The following is a 19118-nucleotide window of genomic DNA, read 5'->3' on the forward strand; positions in this document are numbered from 1 at the left end:
CCCCGGGCCCAGCGTCACCTGAACACGCTTTTCGCATCAGGTGAAAGCTTTTCCTTGTTCCAATGCCGGCATCGGCACGGCATCCGGCGCCCCGCGCCGTGCCGCGCGCCCTGCTAGAGCTTGACCGGGTAGCCGACTTCCACCGTGCGCGAGCGCGGCAGGCCGAAGCGGTCCACCGAGCGCTCGGCGTTGCGCGCCAGGAAGCCGAAGGCATGCGCCAGCACGTCCCGGGGCCGCGTCACCTCGTCCGGCGGGATGATGCGTTCATGGCCGATCACGTACACCGCCACCTCCGGGTCGATGCCGCGCGCCGACAGCGCCGGGCCGAGTACCGAGGGCACGTCGATCTGCTGCATGTAGCCGAAGCGCAGGTCCACCCGCACGAACCCGGCATCCATGGTCGTGACCTTGACCCGGTCCTCCACCGACACGCGGGGGCGCGAGGCGATCCACACCGAGACGATCACCGACGTTTCGAAACGGATCTTGAGCAGTTCCGAGAGCCGCGAGAGCGCCACCGGCGTCATGGCGCCGGCGCGCGAGAGGAAGATGGCGGTGCGCGGGCTCTGGGCGTCGCCGGAGCGGTCCTTGCGGAGGACGAAGCTGTCCAGCGGCTCGGTGAAGCGCACCTGCTGCGCGACGACCCCCTCCAGGCCGCGCCGCCAGCTCACCATGACGAAGATGACGAGGCCGGCGATGGAGAGCGGCAGCCAGCCGCCCTCGTGGATCTTGGTCATGTTGGCGGACGCGAACGAGAGGTCCACCGCCATCATGGCGACGGCCAGGCCCCAGACTGCCGGCGCGGGCCAGTTCCAGGCGCGGTGCACCTGGGCGATGAACAGGATGGTGGTCGTCACCATGGCGAAAGCGACGGCGATGCCGTAGGCCGAGGCGAGGCTGTCGGAGGATTCGAAGCCCAGCACCACGGCGATGCAGGCGATCATCAGCAGCCAGTTGAGCCGGCCCACATAGATGTGCTGCTCGTTGTGCTCGGAGGTGTAGCGGATGCGCATGGGCGGCAGGTAGCCGAGCTCGATCGCCTGCTTCGCCAGCGAGAACACGCCGGTGATGATGGCCTGCGAGGCGATCACCGTGGCGGCGGTGGCGAGCAGCAGCAGCGGCACGTCGAACCAGTCCGGCGAGAGGTCGTAGAACGGGTTGCGGGCCGCGTTTGGGTCCACCAGCAGGATCGCGCCCTGGCCGTAATAGTTGAGCAGCAGCGCCGGCATCGCGACCGCGAGCCAGGCCCGCGCGATCACCTTGCGGCCGAAATGGCCGAGGTCGGCATAGAGCGCCTCGCCGCCGGTGATGGCGAGGAAGCAGGCGCCGAGGATCACGCCCGCGAGGGTCGGATGGTCCCACATCAGCAGGATGCCGTGGCGCGGGTCGAGGCCGGCCAGAACGTGCGGCGCCTGGACGATCCCGTGGACGCCGAGCGCCGCCAGCGAACCAAACCAGACCAGCATGATCGGTCCGAAGAAGGAAGCGATGCGCTCGGTGCCGAGGCGCTGGGAGAGGAACACCGCGGCCAGAACCACCACCGTGAGCGCCACCACCCAGTGGTCCAGCTCGGGCGCGATCACCTCCAGGCCCTCCATGGCGGACAGCACCGAGATGGCCGGGGTCAGCACGCCGTCGCCGATCAGCATGGCGGCACCGAGCAGGCCGGCCGCCAGCAGATATTTGCGCAGGCCGATGGCCGAGCGGTGCAGGTCGAGCAGCGTCACCAGAGCGAGGATGCCGCCTTCGCCGTCATTGTCGGCGCGCAGCACCAGCATCACGTACTTCACCGTGACGGAGAGGATGATGCTCCAGGTGATGAGCGAGAGCAGGCCGAGCACGTCGGACGCGAGGAAGTTGGTGCCGCCTACCGCCAGAACGCCCTGCTTGAGGGCATAGAGCGGGCTGGTGCCGATATCGCCGAACACGACGCCGAGGGCGCCGATCTCGGCCGCGAAGGGCACGGCGCGCGTGCGGTCCCGGAGGCTTGCGAACATGGCGCGGCGTGGCCTTCAGCGCGCCGAAAGGGCGCGGCACCGGATGCCCGGCGAAACGATGCGGATGGGGCGACGCCGCCGGCAATGGTCCGCACGCCGGGCGTCCCGGGACCCTCGCTCCGAACTTGCCAAGGCAGCCCCCGCAGCACATTCCCCAGCGTCACCGCGCCAGATCTGCTAACACCTAGCTCCGATCGCGGGGGAAGACAATGCGCGGGATGGGGTGGCGACGGTCGCGCCACCGATGCTCCGGTCACGGCGGCGCCGCCCCGCTTCAGGCACCGCCCTCGCCAACTCCCACCGCCGCCCCTTTCACCGTCGCCCCTGTCACCGCCGTCGCCCTCCGGCTTGACCGGAGGGCCCATCCTGCAGTCAGGCGCGATGCGGCGACGGGGGTGGATGCTCCGATCAAGTCGGAGCATGACGGAGGCTTGGGGGGCGGCTGGGTGTGATGCGCCGGCCAGTTTCGGCGCCGCCCGCCAACGAAAAAGGCCGGCCTTGCGGCCGGCCCTCTCGCGTGCCCCCGCACGGAACGGGTCAGTAGCGGTAGTGCTCGGGCTTGAACGGGCCCTTCTGGCCGACGCCGATATAGGCCGACTGCTGGTCCGAGAGCTTGGTGAGCTTCACGCCGATCTTGTCGAGGTGCAGCGCCGCCACCTTCTCGTCGAGGGTCTTCGGCAGGGTGTAGACCTTCTTGTCGTACTGGCCCGGCTTGGTGAACAGCTCGATCTGCGCCAGCGTCTGATTGGTGAACGACGCCGACATCACGAAGCTCGGATGGCCGGTGGCGTTGCCGAGGTTCACGAGGCGGCCTTCCGAGAGCAGGATGATGCGCTTGCCGTCGGGGAATTCCACCTCGTCCACCTGCGGCTTCACGTTGTGCCACTTGAAGTTCTTCAGCGCGGCCACCTGGATCTCGCTGTCGAAGTGGCCGATGTTGCAGACGATGGCGCGGTCCTTCATGTGGCGCATGTGGTCGACGGTGATGACGTCGAGATTGCCGGTGGCGGTCACGAAGATGTCGGCGCGCGGCGCCGCGTCCTCCATGGTCGTCACCTCATAGCCTTCCATCGCCGCCTGGAGCGCGCAGATGGGGTCGATCTCCGACACCATGACGCGGCAGCCGGCATTGCGCAGCGAAGCGGCCGAGCCCTTGCCCACATCGCCGAAGCCGGCGACCATCGCCACCTTGCCGGCCATCATCACGTCGGTGCCGCGGCGGATGCCGTCCACCAGCGATTCGCGGCAGCCGTAGAGATTGTCGAACTTCGACTTGGTGACGCTGTCGTTCACGTTGATGGCGGGCCACAGAAGAATGCCCTTCTTCTGCATCTCGTAGAGGCGGTGCACGCCCGTGGTGGTCTCCTCGGTCACGCCCTGGATCGACTTGGCGAGCTGCGAGTACCAGCCGTGCTTGTGCTTCAGGCGGCGCTTGATGGCCGCGAAGAGGACTTCCTCCTCCTCGTTGGTGGCGCCGTCGAGGAAAGCGGTGTCGCCCTCCTCCGCGCGCTTGCCGAGATGGACCAGGAGGGTGGCGTCGCCGCCGTCGTCGAGGATCATGTTCGGGGCGCCGCCGTCGGCCCACTCGAAGATGCGATGGGTGTACTCCCAGTACTCCTCCAGGGTCTCGCCCTTCACGGCGAACACCGGGGTGCCGGCCGCGGCGATGGCGGCGGCGGCATGATCCTGGGTCGAATAGATGTTGCACGAGGCCCAGCGCACGTCCGCGCCGAGCGCCTTCAGGGTCTCGATCAGCACGCCGGTCTGGATCGTCATGTGCAGCGAGCCGGCGATGCGCGCGCCCTTGAGCGGCTGCGAGGGACCGTACTCCGCGCGGGTGGCCATGAGGCCGGGCATCTCGATCTCGGCGATGTCCAGTTCCTTGCGGCCCCAATCGGCGAGGTTGATGTCTTTGACCACGTAATCGTTGCTCATGGATCCTCTCCGCTGGGTCGGCCGGGTCTGCCCGCAAGGTGCCCCCGATGGGGCGCCCGCGGATGGCCGGGGCCGCGTCGTGCGCCGGGCCGCCATGCGCCCCGGGCGCGCAGCCTCTAGCACGGACGCCGGCCAACGGCAATCAAGATATAAGGACATCCTTATATCTAACCCCCCACCCTGCGCGAAAGCGCCGCGGGGGACGCATCCGCCCGGCGCCGCCGGACCAGAGGCGAAACCAGAACCGACGGCTTCTGCCGTAGCGGAAGTTGTCCGGTGGTAAGGTTTACATCCGACGTGCTTTGATTCTGACGAAAATTGTGATATATGAACCATTACAGTCGATTGCTTCTACCTCAGCCGCATCGTGCCCGCCAGTGGCGCATTCTCGGGAACAAAGGGGCGAGAATTTGCGTGCCCGCCGGTAATACCGGCTTGGCATGACGGCTTTCCGTCGCCATCGACTGGATCATGGGATAGGCGGGCGTTCCGGCCGCGATCCTAGTCCGCAGCGCAAGGCGCGCCTCGCCCCGGTGACCGGACCGGGCCGATCGCCGCGCCAACAGGTTCGGCCCGGTCTTCCGGGCCGGATCAGGAGTGCACAGAGCATGTCGACGAAGAAGAGCGCGCAGGCCCGTCTCGGTTTCAAGACGGGCGAGCATATCGTTTACCCGTCGCACGGCGTGGGCCGCATCACGGCCATCGAAGAACAGGAAGTCGCCGGTTTCAAGCTCGAACTTTTCGTGATCTCGTTTGAAAAGGACAAGATGACGCTGCGCGTTCCCCTGTCCAAGATCGCCACCGTCGGCATGCGCAAGCTTTCCGAGACCAACATCGTCGAGAAGTCGCTGGAGACCCTGCAGGGCCGCGCCCGCATCAAGCGCACCATGTGGAGCCGCCGCGCGCAGGAATACGAAGCCAAGATCAATTCCGGCGACCTCGTCTCGATCTCCGAGGTGGTGCGCGACCTCTACCGCTCCGACGCCCAGCCCGAGCAGTCCTATTCCGAGCGCCAGCTCTACGAGGCCGCGCTCGACCGCATGGCGCGCGAGCTGTCGGCGGTTCAGAACATCACCGAGACCGAATCGGTGAAGCTGATCGAGCAGAACCTGCTCAAGGGCCCGCGCCGCGGCCCGGCCAAGGCGGCCGACGAGGCCGACGTGGACAGCGACCTGGAGGCGGAAGAGGCGGCCTGATCGCCCTTCTTCCAAAGCAAAATCCCCTTGTCGAGGCCCGGCCCAGCGCCGGGCCTTCGCTTTTGCGCACCACGCTGCGGCGCCAGCGCCATCCTGCCGTCGCGGAAGTGGCGGAACCTTCGGGGGGCGACCACGTTGGTTTGGCGGGGCTGGTTGGAGGACAAGATCATGACCAACCGCGATCAGGATCAACGCCATCAGATGCCCGGGGAAAAGCCGCAGAACCCGGCGAAGGGCGATCCCAAGAACCAGCACGATCCGAAGAACCAGCAGCAGCACGCGCAGACGCCCGGCCAGAACCAGAAGGGCCAGCAGGGCGGCCAGCACCAGGGCGGTCAGCAGGGTGGCCAGCACGGCAACCCGCAGCACCGCGACCAGCAGGGCCAGCCCGGCGAGCGCCGCGACGAGCGTCAGCGCTGAACCGAACGCTGCACCAGCGCCCTCGCTTGAGGGCCTGAGCAGCGATCCGGCTGACATAACGGAATGAGGAAGGGCGCTCCGGCCGATGGCGGGGGCGCCCTTCGCGCAGGCTGCGCCTTGCCCGTCCCAACTTGCCCGCCCCGAATTTGCCCGCCGCAAGCGACCTACCCCGCCCGCGGCACCAAAGCGATTTCCCACACATGCGGCCAGCACTTGCCGGTGACGAGCAGGTTACCTGTCGCCTCGTCGAAGGCGATGCCGTTCAGCACATAGGGATATTTCAGCGCCGCCGGGTCCGGATTGATCCCGGTGAGGTCGATCCAGCCGGCGAGCGTTCCGGCAGCGGGATCGATGATGGCGATGAAGGGCGTCTGCCAGACATTGGCGTAGAGCCGGCCACGCGCGAATTCCAGCTCGTTCAGGAAGCCCACCGGCGCCACCGCGTCGGAGACATAGAAGCGGTGCACGCGACGGAAGGTCTTCGGGTCGCGATACTCGATCATCGACGAGCCGTTGCTCATGATGAGATGCGTGCCGTCATGGGTCAGGCCCCAGCCCTGGGTGCCGTAATCGAGCTGGCCGATCTTGCTGAACGTGGCCTGGTCGTAGACGAAGGCCCGGTTGTCCAGATAGGTGAGCTGGTAGATGCGCCCGTCCAGCACCGTGACGCCCTCGCCGAAATAATTCGGGTCGAGATCGAGGCGCCGCAGCACGCGGCCGCTCTCCAGGTCCCATTCCAGCAGGCGCGAGCGGCCATAGAGGCCGGTGCCCTCGAAGATCGTGCCGCCCGCCTTCACCAGCCCCTCGGTATAGGAGGAGGTGTCATGCGGATGGGTCTTCACCACCGTGAAGTCGAACACAGGGACGGCGGTCTGGTTGAGCACCCGGTCCGGCGTCATCTGCACCGCGCCGCCGGTGGGCTGGCCGGGCGCCGCGCGCGCGACGCCGGCGGCGAGGCCGTGCGCGCCCAAGGCGAGGAGCGCCGCGTTCTTCACCAGGCTCCGACGTCCGATCATGGCCGCCCGCTCCCCGCTCGCCTCCGCCCGGAGGCTACACCCCGGCGGCGCCGCCATCGGCGCGCGGATCGTGCGCGCCTTCCAGGTGCCCGTCGGTGTGGATCACCACCGCGCCGGCATGGCCCATGGTGTCCGAGACCGGTTCCGCCAGCACCTCCAGATCATGGCCGGCGCGCCGCAGGTGGTCCACCAGCTCCGGGTCGAAGCGGTTTTCCAGGCGCAGATTGGTGACGGAGCTGCCCCAGGTGCGCCCGAGCAGCCAGCGCGGCCGCGCGATGGCCTCGCCCAGCGGCACGCCGAACATGGCATGGCGCGAGAACACCGCCGCCTGCGTCTGCGGCTGGCCTTCCCCGCCCATGGTGCCGTAGGCCATCACCCGCCCGTCGCCCAGCACCGCGAGCGCGGGGTTCAGCGTGTGGAACGGCCGGCGGCCGGGCATCAGCGGGTTCAGCGCCTTGGGATCGAGCGAGAAGCTGGCGCCGCGGTTCTGCATCAGCACGCCGGTCGCCGGCAGGACGCAGCCCGAGCCGAACTCGAAGAAGATGGACTGGATGTAGGAGACGGCGAGGCCGCTCTTGTCGGCGGCGCCGAGCCAGATGGTGTCGCCCTTCTGGGCCGGGCGCGGCCAGGGCAGCGCCTGCCGCGCGTCGATCGCCCCGGCTTCCCGGTCGAGCCGGGCGTCGGAGAGGATGGCGGCGAGGTCCTCCGGAACGTGGTCGAAGTCGCACACCACCTTGTCGCGGATCATGAAGGCCCGCTTGGTGGATTCGATCAGGCCGTGCAGGTGCTCGAAGCCCTCGGCCCGCTTCACCCCGAGCCGGGAGAACAGGGCGAGGATCAGCAGCGAGGCGAGCCCCTGCGTGGGCGGCGGCGCGTTGTAGACCGTGGCGGCGCCCACCTTTACCGTCAGCGGCGCGCGCTCGACGGCGGCGTAGGCGGCGAGATCCGCGCGCCGGAGCGGGCTCCCGATCTGCTCAAGGTCCGCCGCCAGCTCACGCGAGATGTCGCCCTCGTAGAAGTCGCGCAGGCCGGCGCGGCCGAGATGGTCGAGCGTGTCGGCAAGCCGCCCCTGGCGCTGGATCGTGCCCGCCTCGGGCACCTTGCCGTCCGGCAGGAAGGCCGCCGCGAAGCCCGGCACGTTCTCCAGCTCCGCCTTCTTCTCGGCGGAGAGGCGCGCCTGCGATGCCGACACCGCAACGCCCTCGCGGGCATGGTGGACAGCCCGCTCCAGCAGCCGCGGCAGGCTCATGCGGCCGCCATGGGCGCGGGCGATGGCGCCGGCGGCGGCCCAGCCGGAAACCGCGCCGGGAACGGTCAGCGCGGCGAGCGGTCCGCGCGTCGGCAGCGCGTCATAGCCGAGGTCGCGGTAGTGGGCGATGGTGGCGCCGGCCGCAGCGAAGCCGCAGGCCTCGATATAGCGCACCTTTCCGGAGGGCTCGCGCACCAGCCAGAAGCCGTCGCCGCCCAGATGGTTCATGTGCGGATAGACCACGGCGATGGCGGCCGCCGCGGCGAGCGCCGCCTCGACCGCGTTGCCGCCCTCGGCGAGAACGTCGCGGCCCGCTTCCGCGGCCAGATGGTGCGGCGCTGCGACGATGCCGGTGGACGCGTGCACGCTCTCGTTCACGCCGTCATAAGTCTTCCCGTCCGCCGCCATGATGTCCTCCGCGCTGCCCCGCCGCCATACGGCAACGGGCCATCGGATGTATCGCGCGCGCGGCGGCGAGGCAAAGTCCGCTTCAGGGCTTGAGGATCAGCTGCACCCGGTCGGCGGCGATGGCGGATCGGCCGAACTGGAGCGGCGCGCCGTTCAGCTCGGCATCGAGCCGCTCCAGCACCATGACCGCGCGGCCCGGCGGCAGGCTCAGCGTCTGGCTTTCCTGCGCCGTCGCCGGGCGGGCGGTGAGGCGCGTCTCACGCCGGCGGTAATCGGCGATGCCGAGGGTGGCCAGTGCGCGGGTGAGCGAGCCGGTGGCGGCATAGACGAGGTCGAGATCGCGGCAGCGCGCGTGGGGAAACCAGGAGGTCCCCACCGACATGGGCACCCCGTCGGCCTCGTGGGAACTCTCGATGCGCAGCACCGGCGTGCCCACCGCGAGGGAGAGCTCGCGCGCCACCCCGGCATCCGCCGGCTCCACCCGCGAGCCCAGGAAGCGCCCGAACGGCTCGCGCCCGCCCGCCGCGACGATCTCCGAGAATCGCGTGCGCGGGCCGATGGGATAGCGCAGCGGCGGCTCCTTCACGAAGGTGCCGCGCCCGGCGGTGGCCTCGATCAGGCCGCGCTCGGTGAGATAGGAGAGCGCCCGCCGCAGCGTGTGGCGGTTCACGCCGAAGGTGGCGGCAAGGTCGGTCTCCACGGGAAGGCGCGCGCCCGGCGGCCGCGCGCCGGTGGCGATCTCCTGCTCGATGCGCTCGGCGATCTGGCGCCACAAGGTCACCCCGCTGCCCCGTTCGACGCCGGCCGGTTCGTCCGTCACAGGGATGTGACCTTCGGCGTGCAGGCTTCCCGGCGTCTCCGACATTGATGGCTCCCGAACGCGGCCTGGGCATTTGTATAGAACGCTATACAAATCGTGCGTACCTTTTGCGACGCGTCCAGCGGCGCGGTAAAGCTCTCCGCGACCGCGTTGCCGGATCATCTCCCGCCAGCCGAGCTGCGTACGCGCACGGGCGACCGTTGGCGGCCGCGCCTGCGGCGTCGAACCGGGCATCGCGCGGTGTGCGTGGCCGCGGCCGCGACCGCCGGCACGCCAGACCAGGGGATTTCATGACCGAACAGGTGCTTGCCAACGCCCGCTTGGTGCTCGCGGACGAGATGGTCCTGGGGCACGTTCACGTCCGAGGCGGGCGCATCGCCGCCGTCGGTACGGGCGCGGTGCCGCAGGGAGCGCAGGACCTCGACGGCGACTTCGTGGTGCCCGGCCTCGTGGAACTGCACACCGACCATGTGGAAGGCCACCTCTCGCCCCGCCCAAAGGTGCGCTGGAACCCGATGGCCGCCGCCATGGCCCACGACGCGCAGATCGCCGCCTCGGGCATCACCACGGTGTTCGACAGCCTGCGCATCTGGCCGGACAAGGGCGTCTCCAGCCTCGACGGCGACCTGCCCCGCCTCGTCGCCGCGCTTGCCGAGGCCCGCGCGGCCGGGGTGCTGCGTGCAGACCACTTCCTCCACCTGCGCTGCGAGGTGCCGACCAAGACCGTGGTGGAGGACGCCGCCGCGGTGATGACGATCGCGCCCGTGAGCCTGATCTCGCTCATGGACCACACGCCGGGCCAGCGGCAATTCGCCTCGGTGGAGCAGTTCGCGAGCTATTACATGGAGAAGGCCGGCATCGGCCCGCAGGAGATGGACGCGATCATCGCAAGCCGCATCGCCTTCCAGGAGTGCTATGCGCGCGCCAACCGGCAGGAGCTGGTGGCGCTGGCCCATGCCCATGGCTGCGTGCTGGCGAGCCACGACGACGCCACGGCCGAGCATGTGGCTCAGGCGGTCGCCGAAGGCGCGGCGCTGGCCGAATTCCCCACCACCTACGAGGCGGCGAAGCTCTCCCACGCCGCCGGGGTGCGCGTGCTCATGGGTGCGCCGAACCTGGTGCGCGGCGGCTCGCACACCGGAAATGTCGCCGCCGAAGACCTCGCGCGGGAGGGCATGCTCGACATCCTGTCGTCCGACTACGTGCCCTCCAGCCTGCTCTGGGCCGCCTTCGAGCTGCCTCGGCGGGTGCCCTCCATCACCTTGCCCGAGGCGGTGCGCATGGTGAGCCGCACGCCGGCCCGGGCCGCCGGCCTCGACGACCGCGGCGAGATCGCCGCGGGACAGCGCGCCGACCTCGTGCGCGTGCGGCTGGTCGGCGACATGCCGGTGGTGCGCGAGGTCCATCGCGCGGGGATCCGGGTGGCATGACCGCGTCAGGGGCAAGCACGCAGCCGGTCGGTCCCGGCCCGCTGGTGCTGGTGGTCGGCCCCTCGGGCGCCGGCAAGGACACGCTGATCGACAAGGCGCGCGCCCGCCTTGAAGGGGACGGCCGGGTGCTGTTCGCCCGCCGCCTCGTCACCCGTCCGCCGGGCGCGGGCGAAGCCCATGGCACGCTCGGCGAGGCGGATTTTGCGGCCGGGTGCGCGGCGGCGCGCTTCCCGCTGTCCTGGCGCGCCCACGGGCTCGGCTACGCGCTCGGGCCGGAAGTGGCGGCGCATCTGCGCGGCGGCGGCGTGGTGGTGGCCAACGGCTCGCGCGCCAGCCTCCCGCAGGCGCGGCGCCGTTTCGCAACAGTGCGGGTGGTGCTGGTGAGCGCCCCGGCCGAGGTCCGGGCCATGCGGCTCGCCGCGCGGGGGCGCGAAAGCGCGGCCGAGATCGCCGCGCGCCTGCGCCATGCGCCGGCCGTGGAGGTGGCACCGGACCTGGTGATCGAGAATGTGGGATCGCCCGAGGCCGGGGGAGAGGCGCTCGCCGCCTTCATCGCCGCGGTGCTCGAAGGCACCGGTAAGGCCGGCGCCTGAGCGCGCCGGCTATTGCCGGTAGTGCTGAATGCGCGTGGTGCGCAGGCCCGGAAGGCCGTGGCGGTCGATGGAGGCCTGCCAGGAGAGGAATTCGTCCACGGTGAGCGTATAGCGCTTGCAGGCCTCCTCAAGGGACAGCAGCCCGCCGCGCACCGCCGCGACCACTTCCGCCTTGCGGCGAATGACCCAGCGTCGCGTGTCCGGCGGCGGCAGATCCGCAATGGTCAGCGGTCCCCCGTCCGGTCCGATCACGTATTTCACTCTGGCCCGATAGGCATCGGTCATCGGTACGCCACCTGTTACTCGTTCCCAACCCGGAATGAGCGTGACAGCAGCGCATGAAAATTTTCTAAAGGACGGAGAGAAAAGAGTTTTTACTTCTCTTAATGGGCGATGAACATTTGGTTGTCGAAGCGTAAACAGAAGGGATAGCAAACGTATTTCCAAATGAAGACATCGGCCACGCAAGTTGTCGCCCGGCGCGCCCGATGACGACCCGCAGAGGCGCTGCGGCGTGTCGGCTTTACTTGGCGGGTGTCGGTGCCGCGCCGGGCCTCGGCGCGAGCGAGACGATGACCGCCCCGCCCTCGATGCGCGCCCGCGCCTCCAGGCTGCCGTCGATCGCCGCGAGGTCGGCGAAGCTGCCCGAAATCCCGCCGTCCGACCGCACCACCTCGTAGTCCCCCGGCTGCGGCGCCGTGCCGTCCGGTGCCGCAAGGACCAGCCGCCCGCCGAGCCGCGCCGGGCCGTCGGCCGCCACGGCGGCGGCGCCGCCGCGGCGGATCGTGGCCACCAGCTCCGAGTTGCCCGACAGCCAGACCGCGCCCTTCACCCGCAGCGTGTCCGCGACCAGCGTGCCGGCATTGTCGAGCACGCCACCGAGGATGCGGCCGGGCGCTGTGCTCACCAGCCGCGCGCCGGGCGAGACCGAAACGTCGGATGCCAGCGCGCCGGAGACGGCCAGCGTGCCCTCCTCCACCCGCGTGGCGCCGGAATAGCTGTTCTCGCCGGCCAGCAGCAGCGTCCCCGATCCGCGCTTCACGAGGCCGCCGGGACCGGAAATGTCGTTGCTCCAGATGTCGAAGGCGGACATCCCGCTTTGGGCGGCGTCCAGCGTCACGCCGACCTCGCGGGGGAAGGCGCCGAAGCCGCCTGCGGCCGCGTGGAGGTCGAGCCGCGCCCAGCCGCCGCCGCTGTCGAGCGGCACGCCGGACGGCAGCGCAGTGGTGGCGAGTACCTCGTCCAGCTCGGCGCCGCTGAGATAGGGGAAGCGGCTGCGGATCAGCTCCCGCGCATGAAGCGGGACCACGGGAGCGCGATCGGTGGCGCCGTCCGAGGGCAGACCGTAGGTCAAGAGGTGGCGCGCCGCCTCCCGCGCCGCCCGGAAGGCGGCCGCCTCGGGCACCCGGCCGTTCGCGAGGCAGGCCGCGACGTCCGCGCCGCAGGCCGCATGGATCGGGGAGACCGCGTCCGCGCCCAGCAGGGCCGTCACCGGCGCTCGGTTGCGCTCCAAAGCGGCGGCGAAGTCGGTGGAATAATCGGGGTCGCCGGCGAGCAGATGCGCCAGGACATACATGGCCGCGATGCGCCCGCCGATCACGTCGAGCGCATAGTGCACGCCGATGACGTGGCGGCTTTTGCCATACTGCTGCGCGGCGGCGAACAGGTCCTGGTAGTAGGACGGCGCCAGGAGCCCGAAATAGAGCGCCGTGGTGAAGCCGAACATGGAATGCCCGCTCGGAAAGGCCGGTTGCGGGGCGAGCAGTAGCCACTGGTCCTTCTGGCCCTGCACGGTCGCGGCGTCGGTCTCGGGCGTGCGCCAGGGCGCATCCTTCACCTGCGGGAAGACGAGGAACGGGCGGGGATCGCCCACGAGGCCCGCGGGAGCCTTGTAGGCGATGCCGTAGGCGTCCGTGCGGCCGGCATAGAAGTCTTTCAGCGGCCCGATCTGAAGCACTGAGAAGGCGCCCCTGAGATCGGCGGCGATCGTGCCGGGCAGATCGCCGGTCGCCGCGCGCGCCTTCACGGGCGCGCTCGCCGGGCCGCCGAGCATGTTCCAGATGTTGAAGCTGGTGACGGCGGGATCGTCCGGGGCGCGGGCGTTCAGCACCGCGACGGCGCGCTCCTGCGCGCTCGAGGTCGTGTAGATGGCGATGGTGGCGCGGGCGTTGGCGTCGAGCACCGCTTGACCCTCGGCGCTCTCAAGGAGCCGGCCGAGAACGGCGAGCGCCGTCTCCTGGGTGTTGGTCTGGAGCGTGACGCAGGCGACGGAACGGCAGATGGTCGCCTCGGCGCGGGCCGTGCCGGTTCCCGCCCCGGCCGCAAGCAGGGCGAGGACAAGCGCGCTCCCGGCGCGCCGCGCGCCGCGCAGGAGGAAGCCGCGCTGCGCCGCCACCCGGGCCTGCCCCGCCCCCTCTCCCATGACCGCCTCCCTGGACTGCACCGCTCTAGATACCAGCGCCGCGGCGCCGGCCTCAAGGTGCGGCGGACGGCCGCCTCAGGCGATCAGGTCGCGGTGCTCGATCACGGTGGAATCCGCCGCGAGCCGGTAGAGGATCGGCGCGCCGGTGGCGAGCTCGCGCTTCATGATGCCCTCCGGCGACAGGCGCTCCAGCACCATCACCAGCGCGCGCAGCGAGTTGCCGTGCGCCGCCACCAGGGTCTTCTCGCCGCGCAGCACGCAGGGCAGGATTTCCTGGATGTAGAAGGGCAGCGTCCGCGCCACCGTATCGCGCAGGCTCTCGCCGCCGGGCGGCGGCACGTCGTAGGAGCGGCGCCACTGGTGCACCTGCTCCTCGCCCCACTTGGCCCGGGCATCGTCCTTGTTGAGGCCCGACAGGTCGCCATAGTCGCGCTCGTTCAGCGCCTGGTCGCGGATGGTCTTCAGCCCGTCGAGGCCCATCTCGCCCAGCACCAGCTGGCAGGTGTTCTGGGCGCGGGTGAGCGCGGAGGTGAAGGCGACGTCGAAGGCGAGCCCCTCGGCCTTCAGCAGCGCGCCGGCGCGCTTCGCCTCGGCGACGCCCTGCTCGGTGAGGCCGGGGTCGCGCCAGCCGGTGAACAGGTTCTTGAGGTTCCACTCGCTCTGCCCGTGACGGACGAGGACGAGGACGCGATCAGACATCTTCTTCTTGCTCCTCAGAAATCGGCGAGGCCGAGCACGTCGGCCATGGAATAGAGGCCGGCGGGGCGGCCCTTGACCCAGCGCGCCGCGGCGAGCGCGCCGCGGGCGAAGATCTGGCGGTCCTCGGCCTTGTGGGCGAGTTCGATGCGCTCGGACGGGCCGGCGAAGATCACCACGTGCTCGCCCACCACCGAGCCGCCGCGCAGGCTGGCAAAGCCGATATCGCCGCTCTTGCGGGCGCCGGTGACGCCGTCGCGGCCGCGGTCGGCGCATTCGTCCAGATGCCGGCCGCGGCCCTCGGCGGCCGCCTCGCCCAGGAGCAGTGCGGTGCCGGAGGGCGCGTCCACCTTCTTGTTGTGGTGCATCTCGACGATCTCGATGTCGAAGCTCTCGTCCAGCGTCTGCGCCACCCGGCGGGTGAGCGCGGCCAGCAGGTTCACGCCGAGGCTCATATTGCCGGACCGGACGATGGCGATGGCGCCGGCCGCCTCCTGGAGCGCGGCGAGGTCGGCGGCCGAGAAGCCGGTGGTGCCGATCACCATGGGCGTGCCCGACGCGCCGAGCCGGCGCGCCAGCCCGACCGAGGCTGCGGGGGTCGAGAAATCCACCACCACGTCGCCCGCGGGCAGCGCCGCGTCGACGCCCGTCACCTTGACCCCGGCGGGACGGCCGGCGGCCATGAGCCCGGCATCCTCGCCGAGATGGCCGCTGCCGGCATATTCCAGCGCCCCGGCCAGAGCGAGGCCCGGCGTGTCCAGGATGGCCGAGATCAGAGCGCGGCCCATGCGGCCGCCGGCTCCCGAGATGACGATGCGCAGATCGGACACGGACAGGTGCTCCGGGTTTCGCGGGGGCGGACGGGCCGCCCGTCAGGCGGAGAAGGTCTCGCGGCCGGTGAAGCCGGAGATGATGACGAAGTCCGCCTCCGCGGCCTCCTTGCGGATGGCGAGGGCGCGCTGGTAGCCGAGCGAGAAATAGCAGGCGCGCGCCGTCTCCACGTCGGTGAAGGAGAGCACCACGTAGCGCTGGCGGCCCTTGCCTTCCAGCAGCGCGTTGCGCCCGCCGCGCACCACGAACCAGGCGCCGTATTCGGCGAACGGCTCGGTAACGGCCGCGGCATAGTCCTTGTAGCGCTCGGGATCGCTCACATCGATCCGCACCATCCAGTAGCCGAGCGGCCGGCCGGCGACCGGCGTCGGCGGCGCTGCCGAGGGCTGGGGACCGTCGAAGCCCTCCACAGCGGCGGCGTCGCAGATGGCGGTGGCGCTCCGCAGCCTGGCGATCGGCGCGTATTCCGGCGAAGCATGCGCGGCAACGGCGGCTTCGAAGGAGGGGAACTCCACCAGCACGTTGCGGTGGCGCTTGATGCCCTCCATCTGCTCGAAGTCGCCGCCGCGCACCAGGAGCGGGATGTGGTGACGCTGCGCGTAGTCGAGGTTCGCGTCGCGATAGGTGATGAAATCGACCGGGTTGACCACGTCGAGGTTCACGAACCAGTAGCCCTTCGCCATCCCTGCGCCCCCCTTTTTTTGCCGCTCAGGCCGCGGCCAGTTCCGCGATGATGGCCCGCGCCGCCGCCAGCGGATCGGCCGCCGCCGTGACGGGCCGGCCCACCACGATCATGTCCGCCCCCGCGCGCCGCGCGTCCGCGGGCGTGGCGATGCGCTTCTGGTCGCCCACGTCGGCGCCGGACGGACGCACGCCGGGCGTCACCACGAGGCCCGACGGCCCGAGGATGGTTCGCACCATGGCCGCATCCGTCGGCGCGCAGATGACGCCGGCGACGCCCGCCTCGCGCGCGCTCGCCGCGCGCCGGCGCACCATGTCCTCCACCCCGCTCGCATAGCCCGCGGCAGCGAGGTCGGCATCGTCGTAGGAGGTGAGGACGGTAACGCCCAGAACCTTCAGCGCGCTGCCCTCGGCGCCCTTGGCGGCGGCCTTCAGCGTCTGCGGATAGGCGTGGACCGTCAGAAGGCTGACGCCGCGCTCGGCAGCCGCGGCGGTGGCCTTCTCGACCGTGTTGCCGATGTCGTGGAGCTTGAGGTCCAGGAACACCTTCTTGCCGGAGCCGATGAGATCGGCCGCGAAGTCGAGGCCGCCGGCGATGGTGAGCTCCAGGCCGATCTTGTAGAAGGCGACGTCGTCGCCGAGCTGCCAGACCAGCGCCTCGGCGGCGGAAACGGTCGCGAAGTCGAGCGCCACGATCAGGCGCTCGCGGGGGGAGATTTCAGCGTCGCTCACGGGCTCAGCCCCTCCTCCATGGTGCGCCAGCCGCGCGGCGGCGCACCGGCGCCGGCCGCGTACCAGCAACCGCCGCCCACCGGCGGCTGATCGTGGACCCGGGCAATGGGGTAGCCCGTGAGATGGCACAGAAGCAAGGTGCCGACCCCGCCATGGCCGACGAACAGGGTCGGCTCGCCGGGCGCAGCGGCCAGCGCCGCCTCGACCGCGCCGACGATGCGCGCCTGGGCGTCCCGCGCCCTCTCCCACCCCCGCACGCTCTCGTCCGGATTGGCGAAGAAGGCGTCGGCCACCGCCTGGAATTCGGGCTCGGGCAGGTAGCCGGTCGCGGAGCGGTCATTCTCGTGCAGGCCGTCTCGCACGTCCACCGCGAGGCCGAGGGCAGCGGCGATGATCTGCGCCGCCTCCTTGGCCTTCACTTCGGTGGAGGCGACGACCCGCCGGAACGCCTTCAGCCCCGGCTGGGCGGCAAAGGCGCGCGTGCGCGCCCGGCCGATGTCGGACAAGCCCCAGTCGGGCACCGGCACGGCCGGATCCACCTTGACCTGAGGGTGGGTGAGATAAACGAAGCGCGTCACGGCGCCGTCTCCGCCGCGCGGGCGCGAGGAGGCGGCGGCGCGCTCGCCCTCACGGGCGGTGATAGGCCCACACGCGGGCGGGCGGCAGGTTGCGCCACACCCGTGGGGAGACCTCGCCCTCGATCTTGCCCGGCAGCAGCGGCACCGGCGAGACCACCGCATAGGTGAACTGCACGAACGGCGCGCCGGGACGGCACAGGTCGAACGCCTCGTTGACCATGCGGTGGCGCTCGGGCTGCGGCATGGTGAACAGCGGCAGCGAGGAGATGGTGCCCACCGCCGGGCCGGGCAGCTTGCCGGCCAGCGTCTTGCCGAGCGCATAGGCGTCGCCCTGGATCACGGTCACGCCGGGATAGCGCAGGCGCAGCAGGGCGCAGAAATCGGGATTGTATTCGACGAGATAGAGGCGCTCCGGCGAAAAGCCGCGCTCCAGCAGCGCCTTCGTCACGGGGCCGGTGCCTGGTCCGAGTTCGATCACCGGGCCGTCGTGGGCGGGATCGAGATACCGCGCCATCATCTTCGCAAGCGCCGGGCCGGAGGGCGAGACCGCGCCGGTCTTCAGCGGATTCTGGAACCACGACTGGAGGAAACGCACCTCGTCCTTCAGCGGCGGCTTTCCGAGCGGCAGCTTGCAGCTCGCCCTGCGCTGGTCGTGTGAATGCAGCATAGACACCTCGGAGCCCCCGGGGGGATGGCAGGCGATTAGACGGGAAAGCAGTGGGGGTCAAGCCGGACCGGCCGCCACCTGCTCTCCTGCCCTTACGTCCGCAGCCGCACCGACGCGATGTCGCACCCGGGATTGGCTCCGGCGCTTGTCTCGATGCGGAGAGCGGACCAGCCGGCCCCGTGTCACGCCCCCTCGCCCGGCGCGCCCTGGAAGAATTCCTTCACCTTGGAGAAGAAGCCGGCGGATTCCGGGTGGGTCTCGCCGGAGCTCTCTTTGTCGAACTCGGCCAGCAGCTCCCGCTGGCGCTTGGTGAGCTTCTGCGGCGTCTCCACCACCACCTGGACATACATGTCGCCGTGGGAGCGCGTGCGCAGGATCGGCATGCCCTTGCCGGAGAGGCGGAAGCGCTTCTGCGACTGGGTGCCCTCGGGGATCTTCACCTTGGTCTTGTCGCCGTCGATGGTGGGCACCTCCACCTGGCCGCCGAGCGCGGCCGTGACCATGGAGATGGGCACCCGGCAATAGAGGTCCGCCCCCTCCCGCTGGAAGAAGGTGTGCGGCTCGATGGACAGGAAGATGTAGAGGTCGCCCGCCGCGCCGCCGCGCACGCCGGCCTCGCCCTCGCCGCCGAGGCGGATGCGGGTTCCGTCCTCGACGCCGGCGGGGATCTGCACCGAGAGGGTGCGCTCGCGCGTCACCCGGCCCGCGCCGCCGCAGGCGCCGCACGGGTCCTCGATCACCGAGCCGCGGCCCTGGCAGGTGGGGCAGGTGCGCTCCAGGGTGAAGAAGCCCTGGGCGTGGCGGATCTTGCCCGCGCCTCCGCAGGTGCGGCAGGCCTTCGGCTGGGTGCCGGGCTTGGCGCCCGAGCCCGAGCAGGCCTCGCAGGTGACGGAGGTGGGAATCTTGATCTGCGCGGTCTTGCCGGAGAACGCCTCTTCCAGCGTGATCTCCATGTTGTAGCGCAGGTCCGCGCCGCGCCCGCGCCCGCCGCCGGCCCCGCCGCGCCCGCGGCCCATGCCGCCGCCGAACAGGTCGTCGAAGATGTCGGCGAAGGTGGAGGCGACGTCGCCGAATCCGGCGGGGCCGCCCCCGCCGCCATTCTCGAACGCGGCATGGCCGAACCGGTCATAGGCGGCGCGCTTCTGCGGGTCTTTCAGGACCTCGTAGGCTTCGTTGACCTCCTTGAAGCGGATCTCCGCCTCCGCATCCCCCTGGTTGCGGTCGGGATGCCACTTCATGGCGAGCTTGCGGTAGGAGGTCTTCAGCACCGTCTCGTCGGCGCCGCGGTCGCAGCCGAGGGTTTCGTAATAATCGCGCTTGGCCATGTTCCGTCTTCACCCGCCGCCGGCTCCGCGAAGGGAGCGTCCTTTAAGCCCTGGCCGTCATGCTCCGCCCTGACCGAGCCTCCATCCGCCGCGCCCGGGCATGCGTCAGGGACATGCCCTAT

General features: G+C 70.5%; 18 protein-coding genes. 4 read left to right on the forward strand and 14 right to left on the reverse strand.

Features of this window, described 5'->3' with window-relative positions; translation table 11 throughout:
- Positions 1-113: 113 nt before the first annotated feature.
- On the reverse strand, positions 114-1997 hold the full coding sequence (locus D9R14_RS07145) for a potassium transporter Kup (protein ID WP_184759505.1): 1884 nt from the start codon (positions 1995-1997) through the stop codon (positions 114-116).
- 537 nt (positions 1998-2534) lie between these two features.
- On the reverse strand, positions 2535-3932 hold the full coding sequence (ahcY, locus tag D9R14_RS07150; RefSeq protein ID WP_121622625.1) for an adenosylhomocysteinase: 1398 nt from the start codon (positions 3930-3932) through the stop codon (positions 2535-2537).
- Positions 3933-4540: 608 nt separating this feature from the next.
- Between ahcY and D9R14_RS07155 the strand changes: the two genes are divergently transcribed.
- Together D9R14_RS07155 and D9R14_RS07160 are read left to right on the forward strand one after the other, a co-directional pair.
- Positions 4541-5128, forward strand: coding sequence for a CarD family transcriptional regulator (locus tag D9R14_RS07155; RefSeq protein WP_121622626.1), 588 nt, complete (start codon positions 4541-4543; stop codon positions 5126-5128).
- Positions 5129-5296: 168 nt separating this feature from the next.
- On the forward strand, positions 5297-5548 hold the full coding sequence (locus tag D9R14_RS07160; protein ID WP_121622627.1) for a hypothetical protein: 252 nt from the start codon (positions 5297-5299) through the stop codon (positions 5546-5548).
- A gap of 164 nt (positions 5549-5712) precedes the next feature.
- On the opposite strand, the gene D9R14_RS07165 is transcribed toward D9R14_RS07160, so the two are convergent.
- The 3 genes from D9R14_RS07165 to phnF form a co-directional block, all read right to left on the reverse strand.
- Complete coding sequence (locus tag D9R14_RS07165) at positions 5713-6564, reverse strand: glutaminyl-peptide cyclotransferase (protein WP_170168533.1); 852 nt, start codon at positions 6562-6564, stop codon at positions 5713-5715.
- A gap of 34 nt (positions 6565-6598) precedes the next feature.
- Positions 6599-8221 carry a gamma-glutamyltransferase family protein gene (locus tag D9R14_RS07170; RefSeq protein ID WP_210313797.1) on the reverse strand — a complete coding sequence of 541 codons (1623 nt, stop codon included), beginning with the start codon at positions 8219-8221 and terminating at the stop codon, positions 6599-6601.
- 82 nt (positions 8222-8303) lie between these two features.
- Positions 8304-9086 carry a phosphonate metabolism transcriptional regulator PhnF gene (gene phnF / locus D9R14_RS07175; RefSeq protein ID WP_121622629.1) on the reverse strand — a complete coding sequence of 261 codons (783 nt, stop codon included), beginning with the start codon at positions 9084-9086 and terminating at the stop codon, positions 8304-8306.
- A 245-nt stretch (positions 9087-9331) separates the two neighbouring features.
- On the opposite strand from phnF, the gene D9R14_RS07180 reads away from it, so the two are divergent.
- Together D9R14_RS07180 and phnN are read left to right on the forward strand one after the other, a co-directional pair.
- On the forward strand, positions 9332-10471 hold the full coding sequence (locus tag D9R14_RS07180) for an alpha-D-ribose 1-methylphosphonate 5-triphosphate diphosphatase (RefSeq protein WP_121622630.1): 1140 nt from the start codon (positions 9332-9334) through the stop codon (positions 10469-10471).
- Positions 10468-11064: a phosphonate metabolism protein/1,5-bisphosphokinase (PRPP-forming) PhnN gene (gene phnN, locus D9R14_RS07185; RefSeq protein ID WP_121622631.1), complete on the forward strand. Its 597-nt coding sequence runs from the start codon at positions 10468-10470 to the stop codon at positions 11062-11064. Before D9R14_RS07180 ends, phnN begins: the two co-directional genes overlap by 4 nt.
- Positions 11065-11073: 9 nt before the next feature.
- On the opposite strand, the gene sciP is transcribed toward phnN, so the two are convergent.
- From sciP to dnaJ, 9 genes are all read right to left on the reverse strand, one after another.
- Positions 11074-11349: a CtrA inhibitor SciP gene (gene sciP / locus D9R14_RS07190; protein ID WP_121622632.1), complete on the reverse strand. Its 276-nt coding sequence runs from the start codon at positions 11347-11349 to the stop codon at positions 11074-11076.
- A 238-nt stretch (positions 11350-11587) separates the two neighbouring features.
- Positions 11588-13486, reverse strand: a complete 1899-nt coding sequence (locus D9R14_RS07195; RefSeq protein WP_121622633.1) for a phosphatase PAP2 family protein — start codon at positions 13484-13486, stop codon at positions 11588-11590.
- A gap of 75 nt (positions 13487-13561) precedes the next feature.
- The gene (locus tag D9R14_RS07200; protein ID WP_121622634.1) at positions 13562-14185 is read right to left on the reverse strand and encodes a 2,3-bisphosphoglycerate-dependent phosphoglycerate mutase; all 624 of its coding nucleotides are present in this window, start codon (positions 14183-14185) and stop codon (positions 13562-13564) included.
- Positions 14186-14199: 14 nt separating this feature from the next.
- Entirely contained in the window at positions 14200-15012 is an 813-nt protein-coding gene (gene dapB / locus D9R14_RS07205; RefSeq protein WP_121622635.1) for a 4-hydroxy-tetrahydrodipicolinate reductase, read from the reverse strand.
- 42 nt (positions 15013-15054) lie between these two features.
- On the reverse strand, positions 15055-15696 hold the full coding sequence (locus D9R14_RS07210) for a DUF1330 domain-containing protein (protein WP_121622636.1): 642 nt from the start codon (positions 15694-15696) through the stop codon (positions 15055-15057).
- 25 nt (positions 15697-15721) lie between these two features.
- The gene (pyrF, locus tag D9R14_RS07215) at positions 15722-16426 is read right to left on the reverse strand and encodes an orotidine-5'-phosphate decarboxylase (protein ID WP_121622637.1); all 705 of its coding nucleotides are present in this window, start codon (positions 16424-16426) and stop codon (positions 15722-15724) included.
- Positions 16423-17004, reverse strand: a complete 582-nt coding sequence (locus D9R14_RS07220) for a histidine phosphatase family protein (RefSeq protein WP_121622638.1) — start codon at positions 17002-17004, stop codon at positions 16423-16425. Before D9R14_RS07220 ends, pyrF begins: the two co-directional genes overlap by 4 nt.
- 49 nt (positions 17005-17053) lie before the next feature.
- Positions 17054-17671: a class I SAM-dependent methyltransferase gene (locus tag D9R14_RS07225; RefSeq protein ID WP_184759503.1), complete on the reverse strand. Its 618-nt coding sequence runs from the start codon at positions 17669-17671 to the stop codon at positions 17054-17056.
- Between the two features lie 182 nt (positions 17672-17853).
- The gene (dnaJ, locus tag D9R14_RS07230; RefSeq protein ID WP_121622639.1) at positions 17854-18996 is read right to left on the reverse strand and encodes a molecular chaperone DnaJ; all 1143 of its coding nucleotides are present in this window, start codon (positions 18994-18996) and stop codon (positions 17854-17856) included.
- Positions 18997-19118: the final 122 nt, after the last annotated feature.

The sequence above is a fragment of the Xanthobacter tagetidis genome (genome assembly GCF_003667445.1).
In the GTDB taxonomy this organism is placed as follows: Bacteria; Pseudomonadota; Alphaproteobacteria; order Rhizobiales; family Xanthobacteraceae; genus Xanthobacter; species Xanthobacter tagetidis.

What these genes read in the sequence shown, in the direction of transcription:
- D9R14_RS07145 (WP_184759505.1), bottom strand. Translation starts at nt 1,997, where the DNA reads ATGTTCGCAAGCCTCCGGGACCGCACGCGCGCCGTGCCCTTCGCGGCC.
- ahcY (WP_121622625.1), bottom strand. Translation starts at nt 3,932, where the DNA reads ATGAGCAACGATTACGTGGTCAAAGACATCAACCTCGCCGATTGGGGC.
- D9R14_RS07155 (WP_121622626.1), top strand. Translation starts at nt 4,541, where the DNA reads ATGTCGACGAAGAAGAGCGCGCAGGCCCGTCTCGGTTTCAAGACGGGC.
- D9R14_RS07160 (WP_121622627.1), top strand. Translation starts at nt 5,297, where the DNA reads ATGACCAACCGCGATCAGGATCAACGCCATCAGATGCCCGGGGAAAAG.
- D9R14_RS07165 (WP_170168533.1), bottom strand. Translation starts at nt 6,564, where the DNA reads ATGATCGGACGTCGGAGCCTGGTGAAGAACGCGGCGCTCCTCGCCTTG.
- D9R14_RS07170 (WP_210313797.1), bottom strand. Translation starts at nt 8,221, where the DNA reads ATGGCGGCGGACGGGAAGACTTATGACGGCGTGAACGAGAGCGTGCAC.
- phnF (WP_121622629.1), bottom strand. Translation starts at nt 9,086, where the DNA reads ATGTCGGAGACGCCGGGAAGCCTGCACGCCGAAGGTCACATCCCTGTG.
- D9R14_RS07180 (WP_121622630.1), top strand. Translation starts at nt 9,332, where the DNA reads ATGACCGAACAGGTGCTTGCCAACGCCCGCTTGGTGCTCGCGGACGAG.
- phnN (WP_121622631.1), top strand. Translation starts at nt 10,468, where the DNA reads ATGACCGCGTCAGGGGCAAGCACGCAGCCGGTCGGTCCCGGCCCGCTG.
- sciP (WP_121622632.1), bottom strand. Translation starts at nt 11,349, where the DNA reads ATGACCGATGCCTATCGGGCCAGAGTGAAATACGTGATCGGACCGGAC.
- D9R14_RS07195 (WP_121622633.1), bottom strand. Translation starts at nt 13,486, where the DNA reads ATGGGAGAGGGGGCGGGGCAGGCCCGGGTGGCGGCGCAGCGCGGCTTC.
- D9R14_RS07200 (WP_121622634.1), bottom strand. Translation starts at nt 14,185, where the DNA reads ATGTCTGATCGCGTCCTCGTCCTCGTCCGTCACGGGCAGAGCGAGTGG.
- D9R14_RS07210 (WP_121622636.1), bottom strand. Translation starts at nt 15,696, where the DNA reads ATGGCGAAGGGCTACTGGTTCGTGAACCTCGACGTGGTCAACCCGGTC.
- D9R14_RS07225 (WP_184759503.1), bottom strand. Translation starts at nt 17,671, where the DNA reads ATGCTGCATTCACACGACCAGCGCAGGGCGAGCTGCAAGCTGCCGCTC.
- dnaJ (WP_121622639.1), bottom strand. Translation starts at nt 18,996, where the DNA reads ATGGCCAAGCGCGATTATTACGAAACCCTCGGCTGCGACCGCGGCGCC.